Annotated in this window: 16 protein-coding genes and 3 riboswitches; of the genes, 3 read left to right on the top strand and 13 right to left on the bottom strand. The window is 44.4% G+C overall.

Annotated features, from left to right (window positions below):
• Positions 1-11 precede the first annotated feature (11 nt).
• From H8S64_RS00795 to H8S64_RS00770, 6 genes are all read right to left on the bottom strand, one after another.
• A complete protein-coding gene (locus H8S64_RS00795; protein ID WP_004310303.1) occupies positions 12-1,277 on the bottom strand; it encodes a PcfJ domain-containing protein in 1,266 nt (421 codons plus the stop codon).
• The gene (locus H8S64_RS00790; RefSeq protein WP_004310304.1) at positions 1,274-1,693 is read right to left on the bottom strand and encodes a PcfK-like family protein; all 420 of its coding nucleotides are present in this window, start codon (positions 1,691-1,693) and stop codon (positions 1,274-1,276) included. The genes H8S64_RS00795 and H8S64_RS00790 overlap by 4 nt, the downstream gene beginning before the upstream one ends.
• Positions 1,694-1,716: 23 nt before the next feature.
• Positions 1,717-1,938: a hypothetical protein gene (locus H8S64_RS00785; RefSeq protein WP_008019901.1), complete on the bottom strand. Its 222-nt coding sequence runs from the start codon at positions 1,936-1,938 to the stop codon at positions 1,717-1,719.
• An 11-nt stretch (positions 1,939-1,949) separates the two neighbouring features.
• On the bottom strand, positions 1,950-2,165 hold the full coding sequence (locus H8S64_RS00780) for a hypothetical protein (RefSeq protein WP_005643957.1): 216 nt from the start codon (positions 2,163-2,165) through the stop codon (positions 1,950-1,952).
• Between the two features lie 7 nt (positions 2,166-2,172).
• The gene (locus H8S64_RS00775) at positions 2,173-2,508 is read right to left on the bottom strand and encodes a hypothetical protein (protein ID WP_004310306.1); all 336 of its coding nucleotides are present in this window, start codon (positions 2,506-2,508) and stop codon (positions 2,173-2,175) included.
• A gap of 62 nt (positions 2,509-2,570) precedes the next feature.
• Complete coding sequence (locus tag H8S64_RS00770; protein ID WP_032588465.1) at positions 2,571-2,981, bottom strand: hypothetical protein; 411 nt, start codon at positions 2,979-2,981, stop codon at positions 2,571-2,573.
• Between the two features lie 14 nt (positions 2,982-2,995).
• On the opposite strand from H8S64_RS00770, the gene H8S64_RS00765 reads away from it, so the two are divergent.
• The 3 genes from H8S64_RS00765 (at position 2,996) to H8S64_RS00755 (ending at position 6,544) form a co-directional block, all read left to right on the top strand.
• Positions 2,996-3,151 carry a hypothetical protein gene (locus tag H8S64_RS00765; RefSeq protein ID WP_004314171.1) on the top strand — a complete coding sequence of 52 codons (156 nt, stop codon included), beginning with the start codon at positions 2,996-2,998 and terminating at the stop codon, positions 3,149-3,151.
• A gap of 739 nt (positions 3,152-3,890) precedes the next feature.
• Positions 3,891-5,705, top strand: a complete 1,815-nt coding sequence (locus H8S64_RS00760; protein ID WP_186974596.1) for a TrkH family potassium uptake protein — start codon at positions 3,891-3,893, stop codon at positions 5,703-5,705.
• 170 nt (positions 5,706-5,875) lie between these two features.
• Positions 5,876-6,544 carry a potassium channel family protein gene (locus H8S64_RS00755; protein WP_186974595.1) on the top strand — a complete coding sequence of 223 codons (669 nt, stop codon included), beginning with the start codon at positions 5,876-5,878 and terminating at the stop codon, positions 6,542-6,544.
• On the opposite strand, the gene H8S64_RS00750 is transcribed toward H8S64_RS00755, so the two are convergent.
• The 7 genes from H8S64_RS00750 to H8S64_RS00720 all read right to left on the bottom strand — a co-directional run bounded on the left by H8S64_RS00750 (position 6,545) and on the right by H8S64_RS00720 (position 16,138).
• Positions 6,545-7,342, bottom strand: coding sequence for an ABC transporter substrate-binding protein (locus H8S64_RS00750; RefSeq protein ID WP_186974594.1), 798 nt, complete (start codon positions 7,340-7,342; stop codon positions 6,545-6,547).
• A 45-nt stretch (positions 7,343-7,387) separates the two neighbouring features.
• Entirely contained in the window at positions 7,388-8,014 is a 627-nt protein-coding gene (locus tag H8S64_RS00745) for an anaerobic ribonucleoside-triphosphate reductase activating protein (RefSeq protein WP_186974593.1), read from the bottom strand.
• Entirely contained in the window at positions 8,005-10,146 is a 2,142-nt protein-coding gene (locus H8S64_RS00740; protein ID WP_186974592.1) for a ribonucleoside triphosphate reductase, read from the bottom strand. Before H8S64_RS00740 ends, H8S64_RS00745 begins: the two co-directional genes overlap by 10 nt.
• Positions 10,147-10,244: 98 nt before the next feature.
• Positions 10,245-10,429: riboswitch (cobalamin riboswitch) on the bottom strand.
• Between the two features lie 265 nt (positions 10,430-10,694).
• On the bottom strand, positions 10,695-11,657 hold the full coding sequence (locus tag H8S64_RS00735; protein ID WP_186974591.1) for a PKD domain-containing protein: 963 nt from the start codon (positions 11,655-11,657) through the stop codon (positions 10,695-10,697).
• Between the two features lie 162 nt (positions 11,658-11,819).
• Positions 11,820-12,028, bottom strand: a riboswitch (cobalamin riboswitch).
• Between the two features lie 286 nt (positions 12,029-12,314).
• Positions 12,315-13,070, bottom strand: a complete 756-nt coding sequence (locus H8S64_RS00730; RefSeq protein WP_186974590.1) for a hypothetical protein — start codon at positions 13,068-13,070, stop codon at positions 12,315-12,317.
• A gap of 12 nt (positions 13,071-13,082) precedes the next feature.
• Entirely contained in the window at positions 13,083-14,561 is a 1,479-nt protein-coding gene (locus tag H8S64_RS00725; protein ID WP_186974589.1) for a DUF5074 domain-containing protein, read from the bottom strand.
• Positions 14,562-14,726: 165 nt separating this feature from the next.
• Positions 14,727-14,935: riboswitch (cobalamin riboswitch) on the bottom strand.
• A 183-nt stretch (positions 14,936-15,118) separates the two neighbouring features.
• A complete protein-coding gene (locus H8S64_RS00720) occupies positions 15,119-16,138 on the bottom strand; it encodes a PKD domain containing protein (protein WP_186974588.1) in 1,020 nt (339 codons plus the stop codon).
• Positions 16,139-16,141: the final 3 nt, after the last annotated feature.

The raw sequence follows: 16,141 nt of genomic DNA, 5'->3' as shown, positions 1-16,141 counted from the left end.
AGATGTCGATATTATGCCGCTTTCATCCGCTGGCGGATAAGGTTGGCGTTCTTGTTCACAAGGGCGATGATGCGGTCGTGGTATTCGGAGTTCTCGTTGCATACGCCACGACACTGCACCACCTCAAAAGTTTTTAGTGACACCTCTATCGTTTCAATTCGTTTTCCGTCAATGGTGGCGGATAGGATAAGGGAGTCTTTTCGTTTGTGGTAACCGCCCACACAATGGTGCATCGTCCTTCCTTCCTCTGCCATTTCTTCCACGCTCTCTATGACTTTGACGCAAATAAGGCTGTCGGTAAAGGCAAGTCCGAAGAATATGCCCTTAGCTTTCAGATATTGTTTCTCGTCCTCAATCGCTTTCCTGCGTTGCTGTTCAGTCCGCTCATGTTTCCTTTGCAGGTTGCGCTTTGCCACCAACTTGTCGTGTTCAACTTTGAGGTCGGCAGGGCAAACGTATTTCGGGCTGTTTGTGTCCTTGCCGAAATGACGCAGGAGGTCTATGGTGTCACGCCACATTGAGCCGTCCTCAATAGTATAGCCGTTGCGGATACATATCTTGATTGAAGCCCAATACTCTCCAATATTGAAAGAGTGGTACAGATAGTAGCGCAACATGGGATATTGCCCTGCCTTCAACAGCGTTTCCGCACGGCTGTCCGACAATAATGCCGGTATTAGTTTGGTGGGTACAATGTCGTGGAAATTGCCGTTAAAGCCGTTTCTGCGGAGCGTCGGCAACACCTTATATCTTGGATATATCGGGGAATATGAGATATGGCGGTACGCTTCATTGTCATTGCGGATAGCAAAAGGAGAAGCGAATGAGAACGTGTCGATGTAGCATCCCAATGTGCGTGGAATGGCAACAACAGCCTTACGCCCTTGTTCATTCCACCAATACTGCCCGATTTCAAGGGCATAGGACTTGGCATTAACCCCTTTCTCCATACCCACGACAAGCAAGAACATTCGTAGCACTTGGTATTCTCCGCTTGTGGTAAGGGTTGTGAAATACTGCTTTTGTCTTACCTTGCGCTGATAGGTGAGGCAGACTTTCAAACTTGCTCCACATTCGGGACACGTACAATGCTCGGTCTGCTCCGTCATTACCCAACTATGACCGCAATCCATACAAGTGGTACGACCTTTCGGCAAGCGGTGTGCATAATGCTCCACGCAATTACGGAATGCCCAATTTATCTGTATCGGGGTTATCGGGCGTAGTTTCTTGCTTTGGGCAAGAACTGCTTTTTCAAATTTGTTTCTCGGTTTCATAAGCCAAAATCAAATAATGAGGGTTGAACTTGGGTTTCTGTTTTCGCCTTTGTCGGCTTGGTGCGGTTCTGCAACTTGCGGAGTTCCTCGTCTTGGTATCTGCGGACTGCCTGCTGACGTGCTTCTGCTTTTTCCTCTGCCGTGAGTTCCACAATGTGGTTCACCGCCACTTGGCATTGGATAGGCTTGCCCACCTCAATCTCGTTCTCGTCATAGTAGTGTACTGCTTGTCCGTATATCTCTCCGTCCGTGAAGCCGTTACAACCGCTTTTCTGCACATAGTTCAGAATGTAGGTTACGCAATCGTCAATGTTCTTGGCTGGATTGCGGTAGTTCTTCGCAAAGAGCGTGTCTTCCTCCGCACGTTGTTCCAAATACATCTGTATCGTTCTCTTGAAATGGTCTGTTCCTTTCATATCGCTGTCGTTTTTATGAGTTGTCAAATAGTATGTTTCAAAATCTCCCTCCAATAAATCGGCTCAACCTCGCTCAATAGGAAGTCTATAAAGTCCTTCCGTGCGTCCTTGTTCAGTTCGTGGTAGAGTCCACGGAACACGGACATATTGCCGTTGAGGTATGTTTCCACCATGTACTCGAAGATGTTGCCCACCTCGTAGTATCTGCATTGTTGCTCCACTGTCTTGCTTCTTCTCTTTGCCATGTCGGTAGGGATTAAAGGGTGAATAACCAAAGAATGAAGCCGAAGAACAGGATAACGGAAAGAATAGCCACGATTACCCCTATTGCCACTCGGAACACTCCGTTTATTATCTCTCTGACGATGTACCAAAGGATGCCGGACACCCAAAAGGCGGTGCGCATGATTAGGGTGCATATCGCAAGCCCTATGTATTGCGCCATTTGTCTGAAATTTACCGTTGCTGTCATAGCCGTATCATTTGTTAAGTTCCACGATGCTGTCTATCCTGCCGTATAGGAAACTGCGGAGTGCGGTCTTGTCGGTAGCCTTGTATTCCGCCCAATGTCCATACTGCTTTACAATGTAGGTTCGGAGAATGTCGGAAAAGTCAAACATCCAACCTTGCAAGGGTACTGCGCTCTTGAAATAGGTGTTGCTGTTCACGTTGCGTGTAAGCCAATCCTTTTCCTCTCGGCTCAATTTCTCACCATTGTTCAGTTTGGTGCGAAGTCCGTACACCTTGCTGCCTTGCAGGTTCTCCAAACTTGGTACTTCCCATGCCACGAATTTTGTTGCTATTGCCGTTCTCATATCCGTTTTGTTTTTGATTTTTTGTTTTTTAATGCGGATTCAAGAGCTGAGGGAGTTGAGTTTCAAACTATCTTATCTGCTTCTCGTTTATCCGACATTTTTTTTAATGCGTCTTTCTGTCGCATCGGTCGTTTTCGTTTCGGGTGCTTAAAAAGGTAGGGATTAGGGAATGCAAGGTTTTTCGGAAAAATACTACCCGAAAGGCTGGAGATTTTTCCAGAAAACAGGAGGCTTGACCTTGCTTTCCCGTACAATCCCGGAGTTACCTTTGCACCCAGCACGAAAATGACTGCCTGATGCGGCTCACTGAAAGGCGCGAAAATGGAGGTAAACGGAAGTGGAGGCAGATTAGACAGGAAAACTTCAAAAGAGAAATCCGTGAAAAAGACATCCCCAACAGAAAAGAACATAGCCGGTAGCGTGAAACCGAGCAAACCATCGGCAAGGAAGTATGTTTTTATCTGTTTGGCCAAACGTGTTTGGTCGGATGGATAAAATCATTCTTCCCGGTTTGTCTGCCGTGAGTGACGGCTTGTTCCATTTATGGAATGTGCGGTCATACACGGCTTTCCGCTTCCGGCTCAAAAGGACAACGAAAAAAGAAAAATCGTCAAAACCCCGTAAAAGCACCTCTTTGGCATAAGCACAAAAGAAAGGGGCCTTGTCTCATCAGTCTAAACTATTGTTTAGGCGTGAGGCAAAGCCCTTTTCTCCGCTTATGCGGCAGTCGGCACACGTTCGTTCAAAATCTTTTTGGGCGATGGTGTGCTGACGGATAAAATCGCTTTTACGGAAAAACTTGTGTGAGAAGAAAAAATCAGGAGATTCATTTCTAAATCTCCCGTTTTATTGTTACTTTTGCATACGAAGAGTTCTTTGAAGGTTACGCAACGCACAGAAGAATAATGCAGTAGATAACTAACTAATTCGTAACCTATTACTATTATGAGCGATTACCCAATGCTCATTTCCAATAAATTACACTCTTTTCGTAACTTCCTAATGCAAAGATGCGAAATATTGGTTAAACTTGAAAGTTCTTTCTAGGTTAGTATCGGGCAAATGCGGCAAAACGCTTTCGCCCTTTTAGTCAAAGGTTTATAAAGTCCATAAGGTTCATAAAGTCCATAAGACCCTGCGGGCGCTTAGCCTACGGCAGCTTTGCTGCCAATGAACACAGTCCGAAGGACGCCTGTGACCTTATGGACTTTATGAACCTTAAGAGCCGAAGGCTCGACTTTATGGACCGGGCAAAAGCGGTTTTACGCATTTGCCCAGCAGGTTAGTATCGGGGACTTTTGACATGCTCCGGGCAAATGAGTTTTTTGCGTTTTTTGTAACCTCGTGCAGGGGGCTGTCGTTAAAAACTAAAAAAAGATGTTATGCTTTCAGTGGAGTTTCAATATAGAGCGAGGAAAATATACAAGTCTGTCAAAAAAATGGTGGAACTGGTAAGCAATGTATTGTTATTCCTTGCTTCATTTCTGGCTGTTATTTTAGTCATTTATCGGTTCGGTTTCAGGATGCCCGATACTTATTCCCACGAAATATATTACGTGTTTCGGGAAATCATGCGTCTTTTTCTGGCTCTTGGATTGTTGCGGTTCGTGTTTAATTTTAGACTGTTACGAGCGGAAAAAGGTTTTTGGGTAGAAGTGCTGGTGCTGTTCTTCTTGTTCGCTTTAACCTTGTTATCCAAACATTTCGATACACTGGGGTTTGAAACGGAACGCCCCGTGTTATTCAAGATAGAGCGTGTATTGACTTACGGGGTGGTATTGCTGCTCAGTATTATTCAGCTCTCTAAACAGATATTTGTCGTGATACGAAGCCGGGTGAAGCCGGAAGTTCTTTTTGCCGGGAGTTTCCTGTTTATTATATTGCTGGGAGCGGTATTGTTGAGGTTGCCTAACGCAACCTACGGGGGAATAAGTTTCACGGATGCGCTTTTCACTTCGACGAGTGCCGTGTGCGTGACGGGATTGACGGTGGTCGATACCGGGGGAACGTTCACGTTAATGGGGCAGGTCGTTTTGTTGTTTCTGATTCAAGTCGGTGGTATAGGGGTAATGACCTTCACGAGTTTTTTCGCCATGTCGTTTTTGAGCGGGACCTCTTTTCACGATCAATTGATGATGAAGAACTTGCTGAACGAGGCTTCCCTAAGTGATATATTCAGGACTGTCGTGTACATTGTTTTGACAACGTTTATTATAGAAGGAATAGGTGTCTATCTGGTATATTTGCAGATACAGGATGTTGCGGGAGTCGGGAATAAAATCTTTTTTTCCCTGTTCCATGGGATCTCTGCTTTCTGTAACGCGGGGTTCTCCACTTTACCGGGAAATCTCTACGATCCCTTGATTCGCCACCTGTACGGGTTGCAGATTATTCTGGCGTTTCTGATTATCTTCGGGGGTATCGGGTTCCCGATTTTGTTTAATTACGGGCGTCTTCTGCACTATGGAATCCGGAATCAGATAAAATGTATGTTGGGACTGAATTACAAGGTGGTTCATGAACCCCGTATCGTGAGTACGACAACCCGTATTGTGTTGCCGACAACCTTGGTGTTGCTGGTCGTGGGAACGGGATTGTTCTGGATATTCGAGAATCACAATGCCTTGGAGGGAATGTCCCTGACGGGTAAATTCGCGACCTCGTTCATGGGAGCGGTGACGCCCCGTACGGCGGGTTTCAATAACGTGAATATATCCATTTTGCACCCGACGACAATCTTTCTGACTATCGTGTTGATGTGGATTGGTGCGGCTCCTATGTCCACGGGCGGTGGTATAAAAGTAACTACATTCGTGATCGCGTTGAAGAATATTTGGGCGAATCTCACGGGAAACGATCGGGTAGTGGTAGCGCATCGTCAACTGACCCGGGAGAACGTGAATCGGGCACATTCCGTGATAGTGCTTTCCATCCTTTGGATTATTCTGGGTACATTCGCTATTATCATCTTGGAACCGACAGCCACGATAACTCAAGCCGTGTTCGAGATCGTTTCCGCCTTGGGTACGGTAGGATTGACCATGGATCTGACTCCGCATCTGAGTGTTGCGGGCAAACTGATCGTCAGCCTCACGATGTTCGTCGGTCGTGTCGGTTTGCTCACCCTTCTGGCTTGCTTTATCCGCAGGCAGGAAGTGAAACTGTACACTTATCCGGACGACACGGTAATACTTTAATAATTGAAAATTGAAAGTTGAAAATTGAAAATGATTAGAGTAGGACGTGAATAATAATTTGGACAGATAATATAAATGGAAAAGGTAATGATATATAATAACGAATTGAATCTCGGAAATGGAAAATATGTTTTTCATTTTCAATTTTCAATTCTCAATTTTCAATTATTATGAAGTGTATTGTATTTGGACTGGGAAATTTCGGGCTTGCTCTGTCACAACGGTTGACAAAGCGGGGGAATGAAGTATTGGGCGTCGATTCGGATATTAGTAAGATCAATTTGTACAAGGAATCGATCACGAACACTGTAGCGTTGGACGTGAAGAATGCCCAAGCGTTGCAGACCTTGCCGTTGCTGGACGTGGATGTAGTGTTCGTGGTATTCGGTAAGGATTTTGGAACCTCGTTATTCGTGATAGCGCTGTTGAAGCAGTTTGGGGTGAAGCGTATCGTAGCCCGTTCCATCTCTCCCGTGCACAAGGTGATTTTAACGTCTATGGGAATCACGGAAATCGTAAACCCCGAGTGGGAATATGCCGATTTCTTTGCCACGAAAGTGGAGTTGGGTACGACAATTGATTCTTACGTGGTGGACGACGACCATTTAATTATCGAGTGGGAAGTACATTCCACTTTCGTGGGACGAAAGTTAGAGGATGCCAATTTCGAGGAAGAGTTCGGGTTAAAGCTGGTAGCGTTAAAGCGTTACGATGCTAAGGCCGGTAAAACGCTGGTCATGGACAATCCTCCTGCCGACCTTGTGTTCACGACAAAAGACGTGTTCGTGCTTTTCGGTCAGCCGAAGAATTTCCGTAAGCTCGGGATACAAATTGCCTGATCAATACAGTAGTTTGATCAACTCTTCTACCGTCTCCACGAAAGTGATGGGCGTGGGGCTGCAAATGTAGTCGTCAAGCGGGAATAGCTTGTCATTTTTCACGGCATTGAGGCTATTGATCTCTTTCCATTTGGAAATCTCGTTTTCGCCCACGATGCCCATGCCGACGATGAAAATGATATCCGGGTTTTGGAGAAGAACAAATTCTTTGGATATCATAGCATTGTCGAGGTCTTTGGCGATATTTATCCCACCGGTTTGTTGGATATAGTCGTGCATGAACGATCCGGGCAGGGCGGTATACAACGGGTCGCATCCGATCTCCATGAATACCTTGGGATATCTGTCGGAAGGAATGTTTTTCTTGGCTTCTTCCAATCGTGTTTTGCACTCCTGCACGGTGCTTTCCGCTTTTGTCTTCTTATTTGATAATTCTCCCAGAATAATGAATTGCTCGCATATCTCCTCGAAGTTTTTGGGTTGTTCCAGTCGTAGCGTCTTTATACCCATGCGTTCGAGTCCTTCCAGAACTTTAGGCGGAGTAAGTCCTCCGGTGAGAACGATATCGGGACGGAGAGCTACGATCTTCTCCATGTTCACGTTTACGGCATCCGCTACGACGGGAATAGAATCTGCCGGTTCCGTGATGCAAAAACGGGTGCAGCCCACGATGTCCTCGTTTGCTCCTAAAAGATACAGGTTTTGCGTGATGGAGGCGGCAAGCGATACGATACGTTTTTGTGAGTATCCGGTGATTGCCGTGATAAATAATATGGATAATAAAATGAACTTCTGCATAATCTTGATATATAAAATGGGTGTGTAAAAGTAATATTATTTCGTTTATTCGTGTATATATTTATCCAGAATATCCCCGTCCCGGAACTCCTGCATGACATAGTGTGTACCTGAGAATTTTTCCTGTAAGTTTTGGATGTCCTCGGGGCTTTGCACTTGCGGGATAACCGTCGTCCGGAACTGGTATTCCAGTCCGGAGGTTTTGATAATCCGGATGGACTCTTGTATCTTTTCCAGCAACGAGGCTGTCATCGTGTAATTTACCTTTCGGTAGCAGGGGAGCGAGAGGGAGGATTTGATATCCATTGCCACGGCATCTATCCATCGTCCTGCAATCAGTTGTTGTAAAAGCTCCGGATTCGACCCGTTCGTGTCGAGTTTCACGGGTAACCCGAGAGCTTTTATTTTTTGGATAAACGGGAGCAGGTCTTCGTGCAATGTCGGTTCACCCCCGGATATCACCACCCCATCAAGCCACCCTAATCGTTTATCGAGAAAACCGAATATCTCCTCTTCCTTTAAGTCTTGTGTCTGCCGGAGTAATTCCGGCAGTACAAGAGATGGATTGTGGCAGTAACCGCAGCGAAAATTGCAACCTTTCGTGAATATCACTGCGGATACTTTGCCTTCCCAGTCGATTAGGCTTTGTTTGACAAATCCTCCTATTCGCATAGTACGCTTTCTTTTTCCCGGACGCTCTTGTCAAACAGTTTCCGGTCGTCGAACTCGGCTCGTTTCCCGTTGTTCCATTGGCTCACGGGACGCATGTACCCTACTATCCGGCTGTACACTTCCGAGGAAGCCCCGCAACGCGGACATTTGAAATGTTCTCCCGCGATGTACCCGTGCGAGGGGCATATGCTGAACGAGGGCGAGAGCGTGATATAAGGCAGGCGGAAATTTGCCGTTACCTTACGAATCATGTTTTTAGCCGCTTGTGCGGACGTGCGGTGTTCTCCGGTAAACACGTGGAAAACAGTTCCACCCGTGTACAGCGTTTGTAATTTGTCCTGTTGGTCGAGTGCCTCGTACAGGTCGTCCGTGAAGTTCACGGGCAGATGCGTGGAGTTCGTGTAATAAGGATCGGCACCCTGTTTGAATTGTTCTTGGTTGGCAACGATAATATCGGGATATTCGGCCGTGTCGAGCAAAGCGAATCGGTAAGAGGTACTTTCCGCCGGAGTGGCTTCAAGGTTATAGATATTACCGGTTTCATCTTGGAATTGTGCCAGTATATCCCGCATAAAGTGCATCACTTTTTGCGCGAATCCCATCCCGTCCGGGTGTGAAATAGGAACCCCGAGGAAGTTCATGCAACACTCGTTCATGCCGTTGATACCGATCGTCGAGAAATGGTTTTTCCAGAAACACCCGTAACGCTCTTTCACGTAACGCAGGTAATATTTGGAATAAGGATACAGCCCTTTTTCCGTGTAGCGTTCAATAATTTTGCGCTTGATTTCCAGACTTTCCTTGCTGATTTCCATCAAGTGTTGCAGGCGTTGGAAGAAATTCTCTTCCGATGCGGCTTCATATCCCAAGCGGGGCAGGTTGATCGTGACCACACCTACCGATCCGGTCAACGGGTTCGCTGCAAACAAACCGCCGCCCCGTTTCATGAGTTCCCGTTTATCCAGACGAAGGCGACAACACATACTGCGCACGTCATCCGGCTTCATGTCCGAATTCACGAAATTGGAGAAATAAGGAATACCGTATTTTGCTGTCATTTCCCAGATGCCCTCGTACTCCGGGTTATTCCAGTCAAAGTCCGGGGTAATATTGTACGTCGGGATGGGGAACGAGAACAGGCTGCCGGAAGCATCCCCTTCGCTCATCACTTCGGCGAACGCTTTGTTAAGTATCGTCATTTCGGCTTGGAAATCCCCGTACACCTCTTCTTTGATTTCACCCCCGTGCACGATATGTTCGTTTTTCAAGAAATCGGGTACGACGAGATCCATCGTGATATTGGTAAACGGTGTCTGGAATCCTACACGGGTGGGTACGTTCAAGTTGAACAGGAATTCCTGCAAGCATTGTTTCACCTGTTTGTAGTTCAACTTGTCAAAGCGTATGTAGGGGGCGAGGAACGTGTCGAAGTTAGAAAAAGCCTGTGCCCCAGCGGCCTCGCCTTGCATGGTATAGAAGAAATTCACGATTTGTCCGAGAGCCGTGCGAAGGTGCTTTGCCGGGCTGCTTTGCGCTTTCCCCTCCACTCCCCGGAATCCGACGGTAAGTAAATCCTTCAAGTCCCATCCCACGCAATAGACGCTTAGGAATCCCAAGTCGTGGATATGCAACGCCCCGCTTTTGTGCGCTTCCGATACCCGTTCCGGGTAGAGTTGGCTTAGCCAGTAATTGGAGGTGATTTGTGTGGATATATGCTGATTCAATCCTTGCAGCGAGTACGAGGAATTAGCACTCTCTTTTACTCTCCAGTCGCTCAATGACAGGTAATTATCCATTACCTCTATATTTGTCAGTAAGGTCTTCGAGTTTCGGATTTGCTCGTGTTGCTTGCGGTAAAGCAAGTACGTTTTCATCAGTTGCAGGTCGCCGTGTTGGAACAGCACCAGTTCCACGGTGTCCTGTACCTGTTCCACGTGCGGGAGTTCCTTTTCCGGTGTGCTTGCGGCAAGAATTTGCACGACTTTGTCACACAGGGCACGTGCCGTTTTACGATCGGGCTGTCCGATGGCTCTCGTTGCCTTAAAAATAGCTTGTTCAATCTTTTCCGGTTTGAAATCGCAAATTTCCCCGTTGCGTTTCACGATTCTTGAGAACGTGGTTGATGTTTCCATGATTAAAATTTTAATAATTAAAAAAATACTTCGGGGAAAACACGAGAAAAGATCGTGTATGGCAGAGAATTGTCTTTTTCGCTTTTCACCCGAAAGCTCCAATTTATTTGCAATCGGCAGGTCTTCTGACTTACTCTCGCTTTTGAATCTCCTTCCCGTCGACAGCGTGACAGTGGATCATTGATTCAAGCGTTGAATAGAGCTTACAGCTACGGGTATAGTGCGGGATTTTCACCTGCTTCCCTGTTCGTCACCGGAGTGAACCGAATGCATGGCAAATGTATGATAAAATAATTGTATTTCAATAGTGGTTTTCAAATAAAATAATTTCCTTGAAATATATGTGTTGTTAATGCTTTGAATTATAATTTATTATAATAAAAATTGGATAACTTTTTGGATAGATGTGTTTTGTTGTCTTTTTGAATTTGGAAAATTTATAGTCAAATGTGAATAACAACGTAGTACGCTAGTAAGCTTTTTTTTAAATAAAACCCGATTGCTTGAATTTGATTAGCAATCGGGTTTTTCAGAATGATAGTCTATGACTATTTTTTGTTGGGTTCTGCCGCTTGCAATAGACGGGGGATGGGTAGAGTGTTCCTCATCTCCTCATAGTCAATGGGGGACAGAGTCCATGCATCCCAAGAAAGGTCTTCCAAAGGACGATAGATCACGAAAAGGTTGGAATAGTCGAATTCTTCGGCATCCGGAACTACGTTGCCCTGTCCTAGCCAATAACTGGCATAAGCTTCGTATAGCCCTCCTAACCAATAATCTTCCGGATCAACGGGTTTCAAATTATCAAAGTCTTGGGATGAAAGTTCATAGAAGCCGTCAACAAAGTTGTCTTGAGTGATTGTCAAGTTTCCGTTACTTACTTCAATTTTTCCGTCATTATTTCCATCATAGCCAAAACCGATAATATAACTGCCCGATTTAGCAACATAAAGGCGGGGATCTTTTTTCGCGATCGCCCGCAACATATCAATACCTAGAGGTTCTGTCCCTTTTTCCCAGCGATATCCCCATGCGAGAAAGAAAACTTCGTCATCTGCGGGTTCTAGCATATTGGTACCGGTGATCCATTGAATTGCGAGAGCAGAGCGGTTTTCACCTTCCCCTGTCCAGTTTTTTATGTTGGCGAAACGGAATTGACCGTCAGATACGTTGATTGTCAATGTGTCGGCATCGGAACCCACGGAATTGGTCGCCGTGAGGATGATTCGGTATTCTCCGAAATCTTCGGGAGTGAATTTATAAACAGAGTCGGTGGAAACTTGTTCCCCTTCGAGTGTCCAAAGAAGGGCAACGTCCGTGGGATCGAGCAACCTTGCTTTCAATTCGACGGTTTCTTTCGGAAGGCAAGTAGTGATTCCGCTCACGTTAATGATGGAAACTTCCGGTAGGGTAGGAATATAAGGGGGCTCTTGCTCCTTGTCATCACTACATGCGCTAAACAATGAGATCATTAATCCCCACACGATAAATAATAAATACAACTTCTTCATAACTGTTTTTTGAATTAATTTTATATATTAAAAAAGCAATAATTAATTCATACCCAAGTATCCCACGTGGATACAAACATTTCTGTTTGTAGGAAAAAGATGGCGTCAAATATCGACTTGTAAGCGGTACTGGCGTTTATGTTCTCCTTTCCCATTGAACATGAAACATATTAGCTTGTGGCAGGTCTTCTGACTCGTTTCCTTCTCCGGGGCTTCCTTCCCGTCCCTCGTGTCGGGGACAGTGGATAAAGTATGCCCGGGAAGTACAGTGAAACTTACAGCAGGGGATTCTGTTCAGGATTTGCACCTGATTCCCTTTTCATCCCGAAACGCGATTCGCGAATAGGGACACCACTCACTTCCATTATTCTTCGCGAAGATAGAGGAATGATGTTAAAAAGTCAAGTATTTTTGTTTTTTTAAGTTTAGACCTTATTTATAAATCCGAAACTATAGAAGTAGTATAAATGTATGATAAAATAATCGGATTATACAATCGGTTTTCAAATAGAATAGTTTTCTTGGAAAGTGTATCTTGCTGTATTTGTAATTAGTGTGTTATATTTTACTTTAAGAAATTATATGTGCAAAAAAAGAAACGACCGAAAAATAAAATTTTCGGTCGTTTTACAAGTGTATTATCCTGCTATTGCTTTTTTAATTATTGGGTGCGGCTTTCATTAAATCTGGTCTAGGATCTACATTAACTTCTGCGGAGTTAATAGTGGAGAAAGTCCAAGCATCCCAAGAATTTTTTTTCAATTGGCGTTGGTCTACTAGTTCTGTTGAGTATGTATATTGGCTTGGAACGTTGATACCTTCTGCGCCTAACCAGTATGTGGCATAGGTTTCCATCCAGCCTCCCATCCAAAGATCATCCGGATCACTAGGAGTCAGTCCATCAAAACTTTGACCTTCTTCCCAATAGATGCCATTTGTGAAATTTTCTTCAGTTAAAACAACTGTTGAACCTTTACAAATTTTGATAAAGCCGTCGTTATCTCCGTCATAAGCAAATCCTTTTATAACGATACCTCCCCATTGTTCTCCGACAACCACATACAAACGCGGATCTTTTTGAGCAATAGCCATAACCATGTCCATTCCTGTTGGAGTAGGACTATCCCAGTAATATCCCCATGCTAAAAAATGGATTTCATTATCTTGAGGCTTGGTGATATCTTTTGCGTTCACCCATTGGATGGCAAGTATAGAACTATTGCTGCCTGTGCCGGTCCAGTTTTGAATATCACTGATTTTAGTAACAGGCTGAAGGTTTTCAGAAGCTCTTGAAAGAGTTGTGTTGACTTCTGTTAGCTTCTCGTTTTCCGGTAGTGTGTACATGTCTTCGCTACAAGACAAGATAAAACTTGCAAATATGCAAGCGAAAATCAAATTTAAAAGATTTTTCATTGTTTCTGAATTTTAATGTTGAAAATTGTGGGTGAAATATATATTGGCAGGATAATCTAAATAGTTTGCGTAATCTTTACAAAGTCTTGGTGTAATTGTATTTTTATATTTTTTCGTGTATTTATTATAAGTAACAACAATGGTAAAATCAAAAATTGAGATATGGTTGTTGTGCCGTAATCCTCCCCAGCCTTTAAGCGTGTTCAAGAAAACTCTGCCCGTGACAGGATCCACTGCACATGTATTGTATGCTTGAAAATTTTGGGCTTCAAAATAGTCCGGAGAGGCTGGAATATATTGGGTTGCATCAACCATTAGGGCTGTTGTGTCTTTGCTGAAGATGTGGAAGTATATGCTTGGTTTTGTGGCACTCATGTATAGTGTATCCCCCTTGGCGGTAATATGAGGAGCGGCGGCTTGACTACTTGGGGGATTGAGTTTCAATCGTTCTGCGGCTTCTCCAGTTAATTGATTCGAGGCTATGATCTCGTAGGAGTTTGGGTCTACTTTTGAAATTTTACCACTTTCGTCCGATACCCATAATTTGTCATCCGATGATTTGATAATTCCGGATACATTTCCATCGAATTCAATCGTGGTTGTAATTTCTGTTTTGCCTTTTTCAATAACGACTAAGGATTTTTGATTATAGATAGCTGCAAATAATTTTCCGTCTACGACAGCCATTGTATTTTTATGAGCTTTTTCTGTTCCGGCTATTCTTGTCATGGAAAGGTCTGAGGGATGGAAGACACTTATGCTGTTCTCATCTCGTATATATATGTTATCTTCTCCTAAAACAGCGATATGGGTAGGAGAAGTAAATCCTAATTCTGGGGGGAATGAGTAAGAGAATACCTCTTTTAAGGTTTCTGCGTTGAGAATGGTGATTGCTCCGTAATTCATGGAGGCATCATCCCCTTTTTGGGCGATAATATACATCTTGTTATTATGAATGAATAAGTCTTGAGTTAGAGACCATAATCGTTTCCCGTTTTCTCGAAAATAGACATTGTCAGTAATATTACCATCTGGGTTGATGAAAATCAAAGAACCATACGTTCCAATTAGCCCCTCGTTCAGGATGAATGTCCCATTTTTGTATTTTCCTTCAGGGGTTTCTTCTTTGGTGATTTCTTTTACGATAACTTGTACCGATTGAATTTGATTCCCGGCTTCGTTAGTGACTGTTACTTGTAACGTGTATACGCCTACGGCATCAGCCTTGAACACGTAAATAGAGTCGGTGGATACTTCTTGTCCTCCGATAGTCCAAAGGTAAGTGGCGGGTAATTCACTGGTAATATTTGCTCTGAAAACGATAGAATCTGTTAGTAGCATGGTGTATTCACTATTGGTAATTGTTACGACAGGTGCTGTCGGTACTTCCGGTTCTGGTTGGTATGGAATACAATCACAATCATCACTACATGCGCTAAACAACGAGCTCATCAATCCCCACACGATAAATAATAAATACAACTTTTTCATAATAGTTTTTTTTGAATTAATTTTATATATTAAAAAACGCAATAATTAATTCATACCCAAGTATCCCACGTGGATACAAACATTTCTGTTTGTAGGAAAAAGATGGCGTCAAATATCGACTTGTAAGCGGTACTGGCGTTTATGTTCTCCTTTCCCATTGAACATGAAACATATTAGCTTGTGGCAGGTCTTCTGACTCGTTTCCTTCTCCGGGGCTTCCTTCCCGTCCCTCGTGTCGGGGACAGTGGATAAAGTATGCCCGGGAAGTACAGTGAAACTTACAGCAGGGGATTCTGTTCAGGATTTACACCTGATTCCCTTTTCATCCCGAAACGCGATTCGCGAATCGGGACACCACTCACTTCCATTATTCTTCGCGAAGATAGAGGAATGATGTTAAATAATCAAGTATTTTTTTACATTTTACATCCAGAGCGATATCCTTTTAGCCTGTTCTTGAAATATGTTGATGATGTGGAAGTAAAAAAGCTCCCGGATCATCCGGGAGCTCAAGTATAAAATTATTTTTTAGTTAAGTATTTTGGAATATGCTATTGCTATTTGATGGCTGCTGCTTTCAACAAGCGGGGTATGGGTAGGATATTTTGTTCTGCGTCATTAATCGGGGAGAATGTCCATGCATCCCAGCACTCGTCTTCCAGTTCCCGGTTACTGGCGTAGAAATTGGAATACTCGTACTCTTCCGCTTCCAGTACGGCTTCCCCGTATCCCAACCAGTAGGATGCATAAGCCACGTACCAGCCGCCCATCCACCAGTCGCCCTCGCTGGTAACCCTGACGTCATCAATGTTATCCTCTTGTTTTTGCACGTATATGCCATTCGTGAAATCCGCTTCTGTCAAAGAAATCCCCTTGTATTCTATTTTGTTGTGCACGAAATCATCGCTTTCAATTGAGATTTTTCCGTCACCGTTGCCGTCATAGCCGAATCCTTTGATGGCAGTCCCGTGTCCGTCGACCTGAACGATGACAAACAAACGGGGATCTTCCTTGGCAATGGCAATAATCATCTCCTCTCCTGTGGGGGTATCTTCCCTTTTTTGCGGTTTATTCCACTTGTATCCCCACGCCCGGAAAAAGACATCCTCGTCTGTCGGGTGCAATAAATCCTCCACCTCCGGTTTTACCCATTGTATCGCCAGCACCGAGCGGCACTCGCCCTCGCCCGTCCAGTTTTTGACATCCGAGATTTTGAAACCGTCCTGTACCGTGATATACGTGCTGTCCGATGCCTCGCCCAAGATGTTGGATGCCGTCACCTTGATTTTATACTCTCCCTCTGTGGCGGACGAGAATTCGTATATCGTGTCTGTTGATGTTGCCTTCCCCTCCACGAACCATTGCAGGTCAGCATGCGTGGTATTGATGATATTCGCTCTTAATCTTACTGCTTTTGCGGGAAGAATAGCATTTTTCAAGCTCAAGTTCTGTACAGACACCTCCGGTGCGGTAAGAGGCATCTCCGGTTCATCTTCTCCGCCATCATTATCGCTACAGGAACTCCACATTCCCGTGATAGCCAGAATAGCTAATATATAAAGTAAATTCTTTTTCATGAA

The sequence above is a fragment of the Butyricimonas hominis genome (assembly GCF_014287455.1).
Taxonomy (GTDB): domain Bacteria; phylum Bacteroidota; class Bacteroidia; order Bacteroidales; family Marinifilaceae; genus Butyricimonas; species Butyricimonas muris.
The sequence above is the reverse complement of the archived record's forward strand: the minus strand, read 5'-3'. Positions and strand labels throughout refer to the sequence as shown.

Coding starts and splice junctions, on each gene's coding strand:
- H8S64_RS00795 (WP_004310303.1), bottom strand. CDS start 1,277: ATGAAACCGAGAAACAAATTTGAAAAAGCAGTTCTTGCCCAAAGCAAG.
- H8S64_RS00790 (WP_004310304.1), bottom strand. CDS start 1,693: ATGAAAGGAACAGACCATTTCAAGAGAACGATACAGATGTATTTGGAA.
- H8S64_RS00785 (WP_008019901.1), bottom strand. CDS start 1,938: ATGGCAAAGAGAAGAAGCAAGACAGTGGAGCAACAATGCAGATACTAC.
- H8S64_RS00780 (WP_005643957.1), bottom strand. CDS start 2,165: ATGACAGCAACGGTAAATTTCAGACAAATGGCGCAATACATAGGGCTT.
- H8S64_RS00775 (WP_004310306.1), bottom strand. CDS start 2,508: ATGAGAACGGCAATAGCAACAAAATTCGTGGCATGGGAAGTACCAAGT.
- H8S64_RS00765 (WP_004314171.1), top strand. CDS start 2,996: ATGGATAAAATCATTCTTCCCGGTTTGTCTGCCGTGAGTGACGGCTTG.
- H8S64_RS00760 (WP_186974596.1), top strand. CDS start 3,891: ATGCTTTCAGTGGAGTTTCAATATAGAGCGAGGAAAATATACAAGTCT.
- H8S64_RS00755 (WP_186974595.1), top strand. CDS start 5,876: ATGAAGTGTATTGTATTTGGACTGGGAAATTTCGGGCTTGCTCTGTCA.
- H8S64_RS00750 (WP_186974594.1), bottom strand. CDS start 7,342: ATGCAGAAGTTCATTTTATTATCCATATTATTTATCACGGCAATCACC.
- H8S64_RS00745 (WP_186974593.1), bottom strand. CDS start 8,014: ATGCGAATAGGAGGATTTGTCAAACAAAGCCTAATCGACTGGGAAGGC.
- H8S64_RS00740 (WP_186974592.1), bottom strand. CDS start 10,146: ATGGAAACATCAACCACGTTCTCAAGAATCGTGAAACGCAACGGGGAA.
- H8S64_RS00735 (WP_186974591.1), bottom strand. CDS start 11,657: ATGAAGAAGTTGTATTTATTATTTATCGTGTGGGGATTAATGATCTCA.
- H8S64_RS00730 (WP_186974590.1), bottom strand. CDS start 13,070: ATGAAAAATCTTTTAAATTTGATTTTCGCTTGCATATTTGCAAGTTTT.
- H8S64_RS00725 (WP_186974589.1), bottom strand. CDS start 14,561: ATGAAAAAGTTGTATTTATTATTTATCGTGTGGGGATTGATGAGCTCG.
- H8S64_RS00720 (WP_186974588.1), bottom strand. CDS start 16,138: ATGAAAAAGAATTTACTTTATATATTAGCTATTCTGGCTATCACGGGA.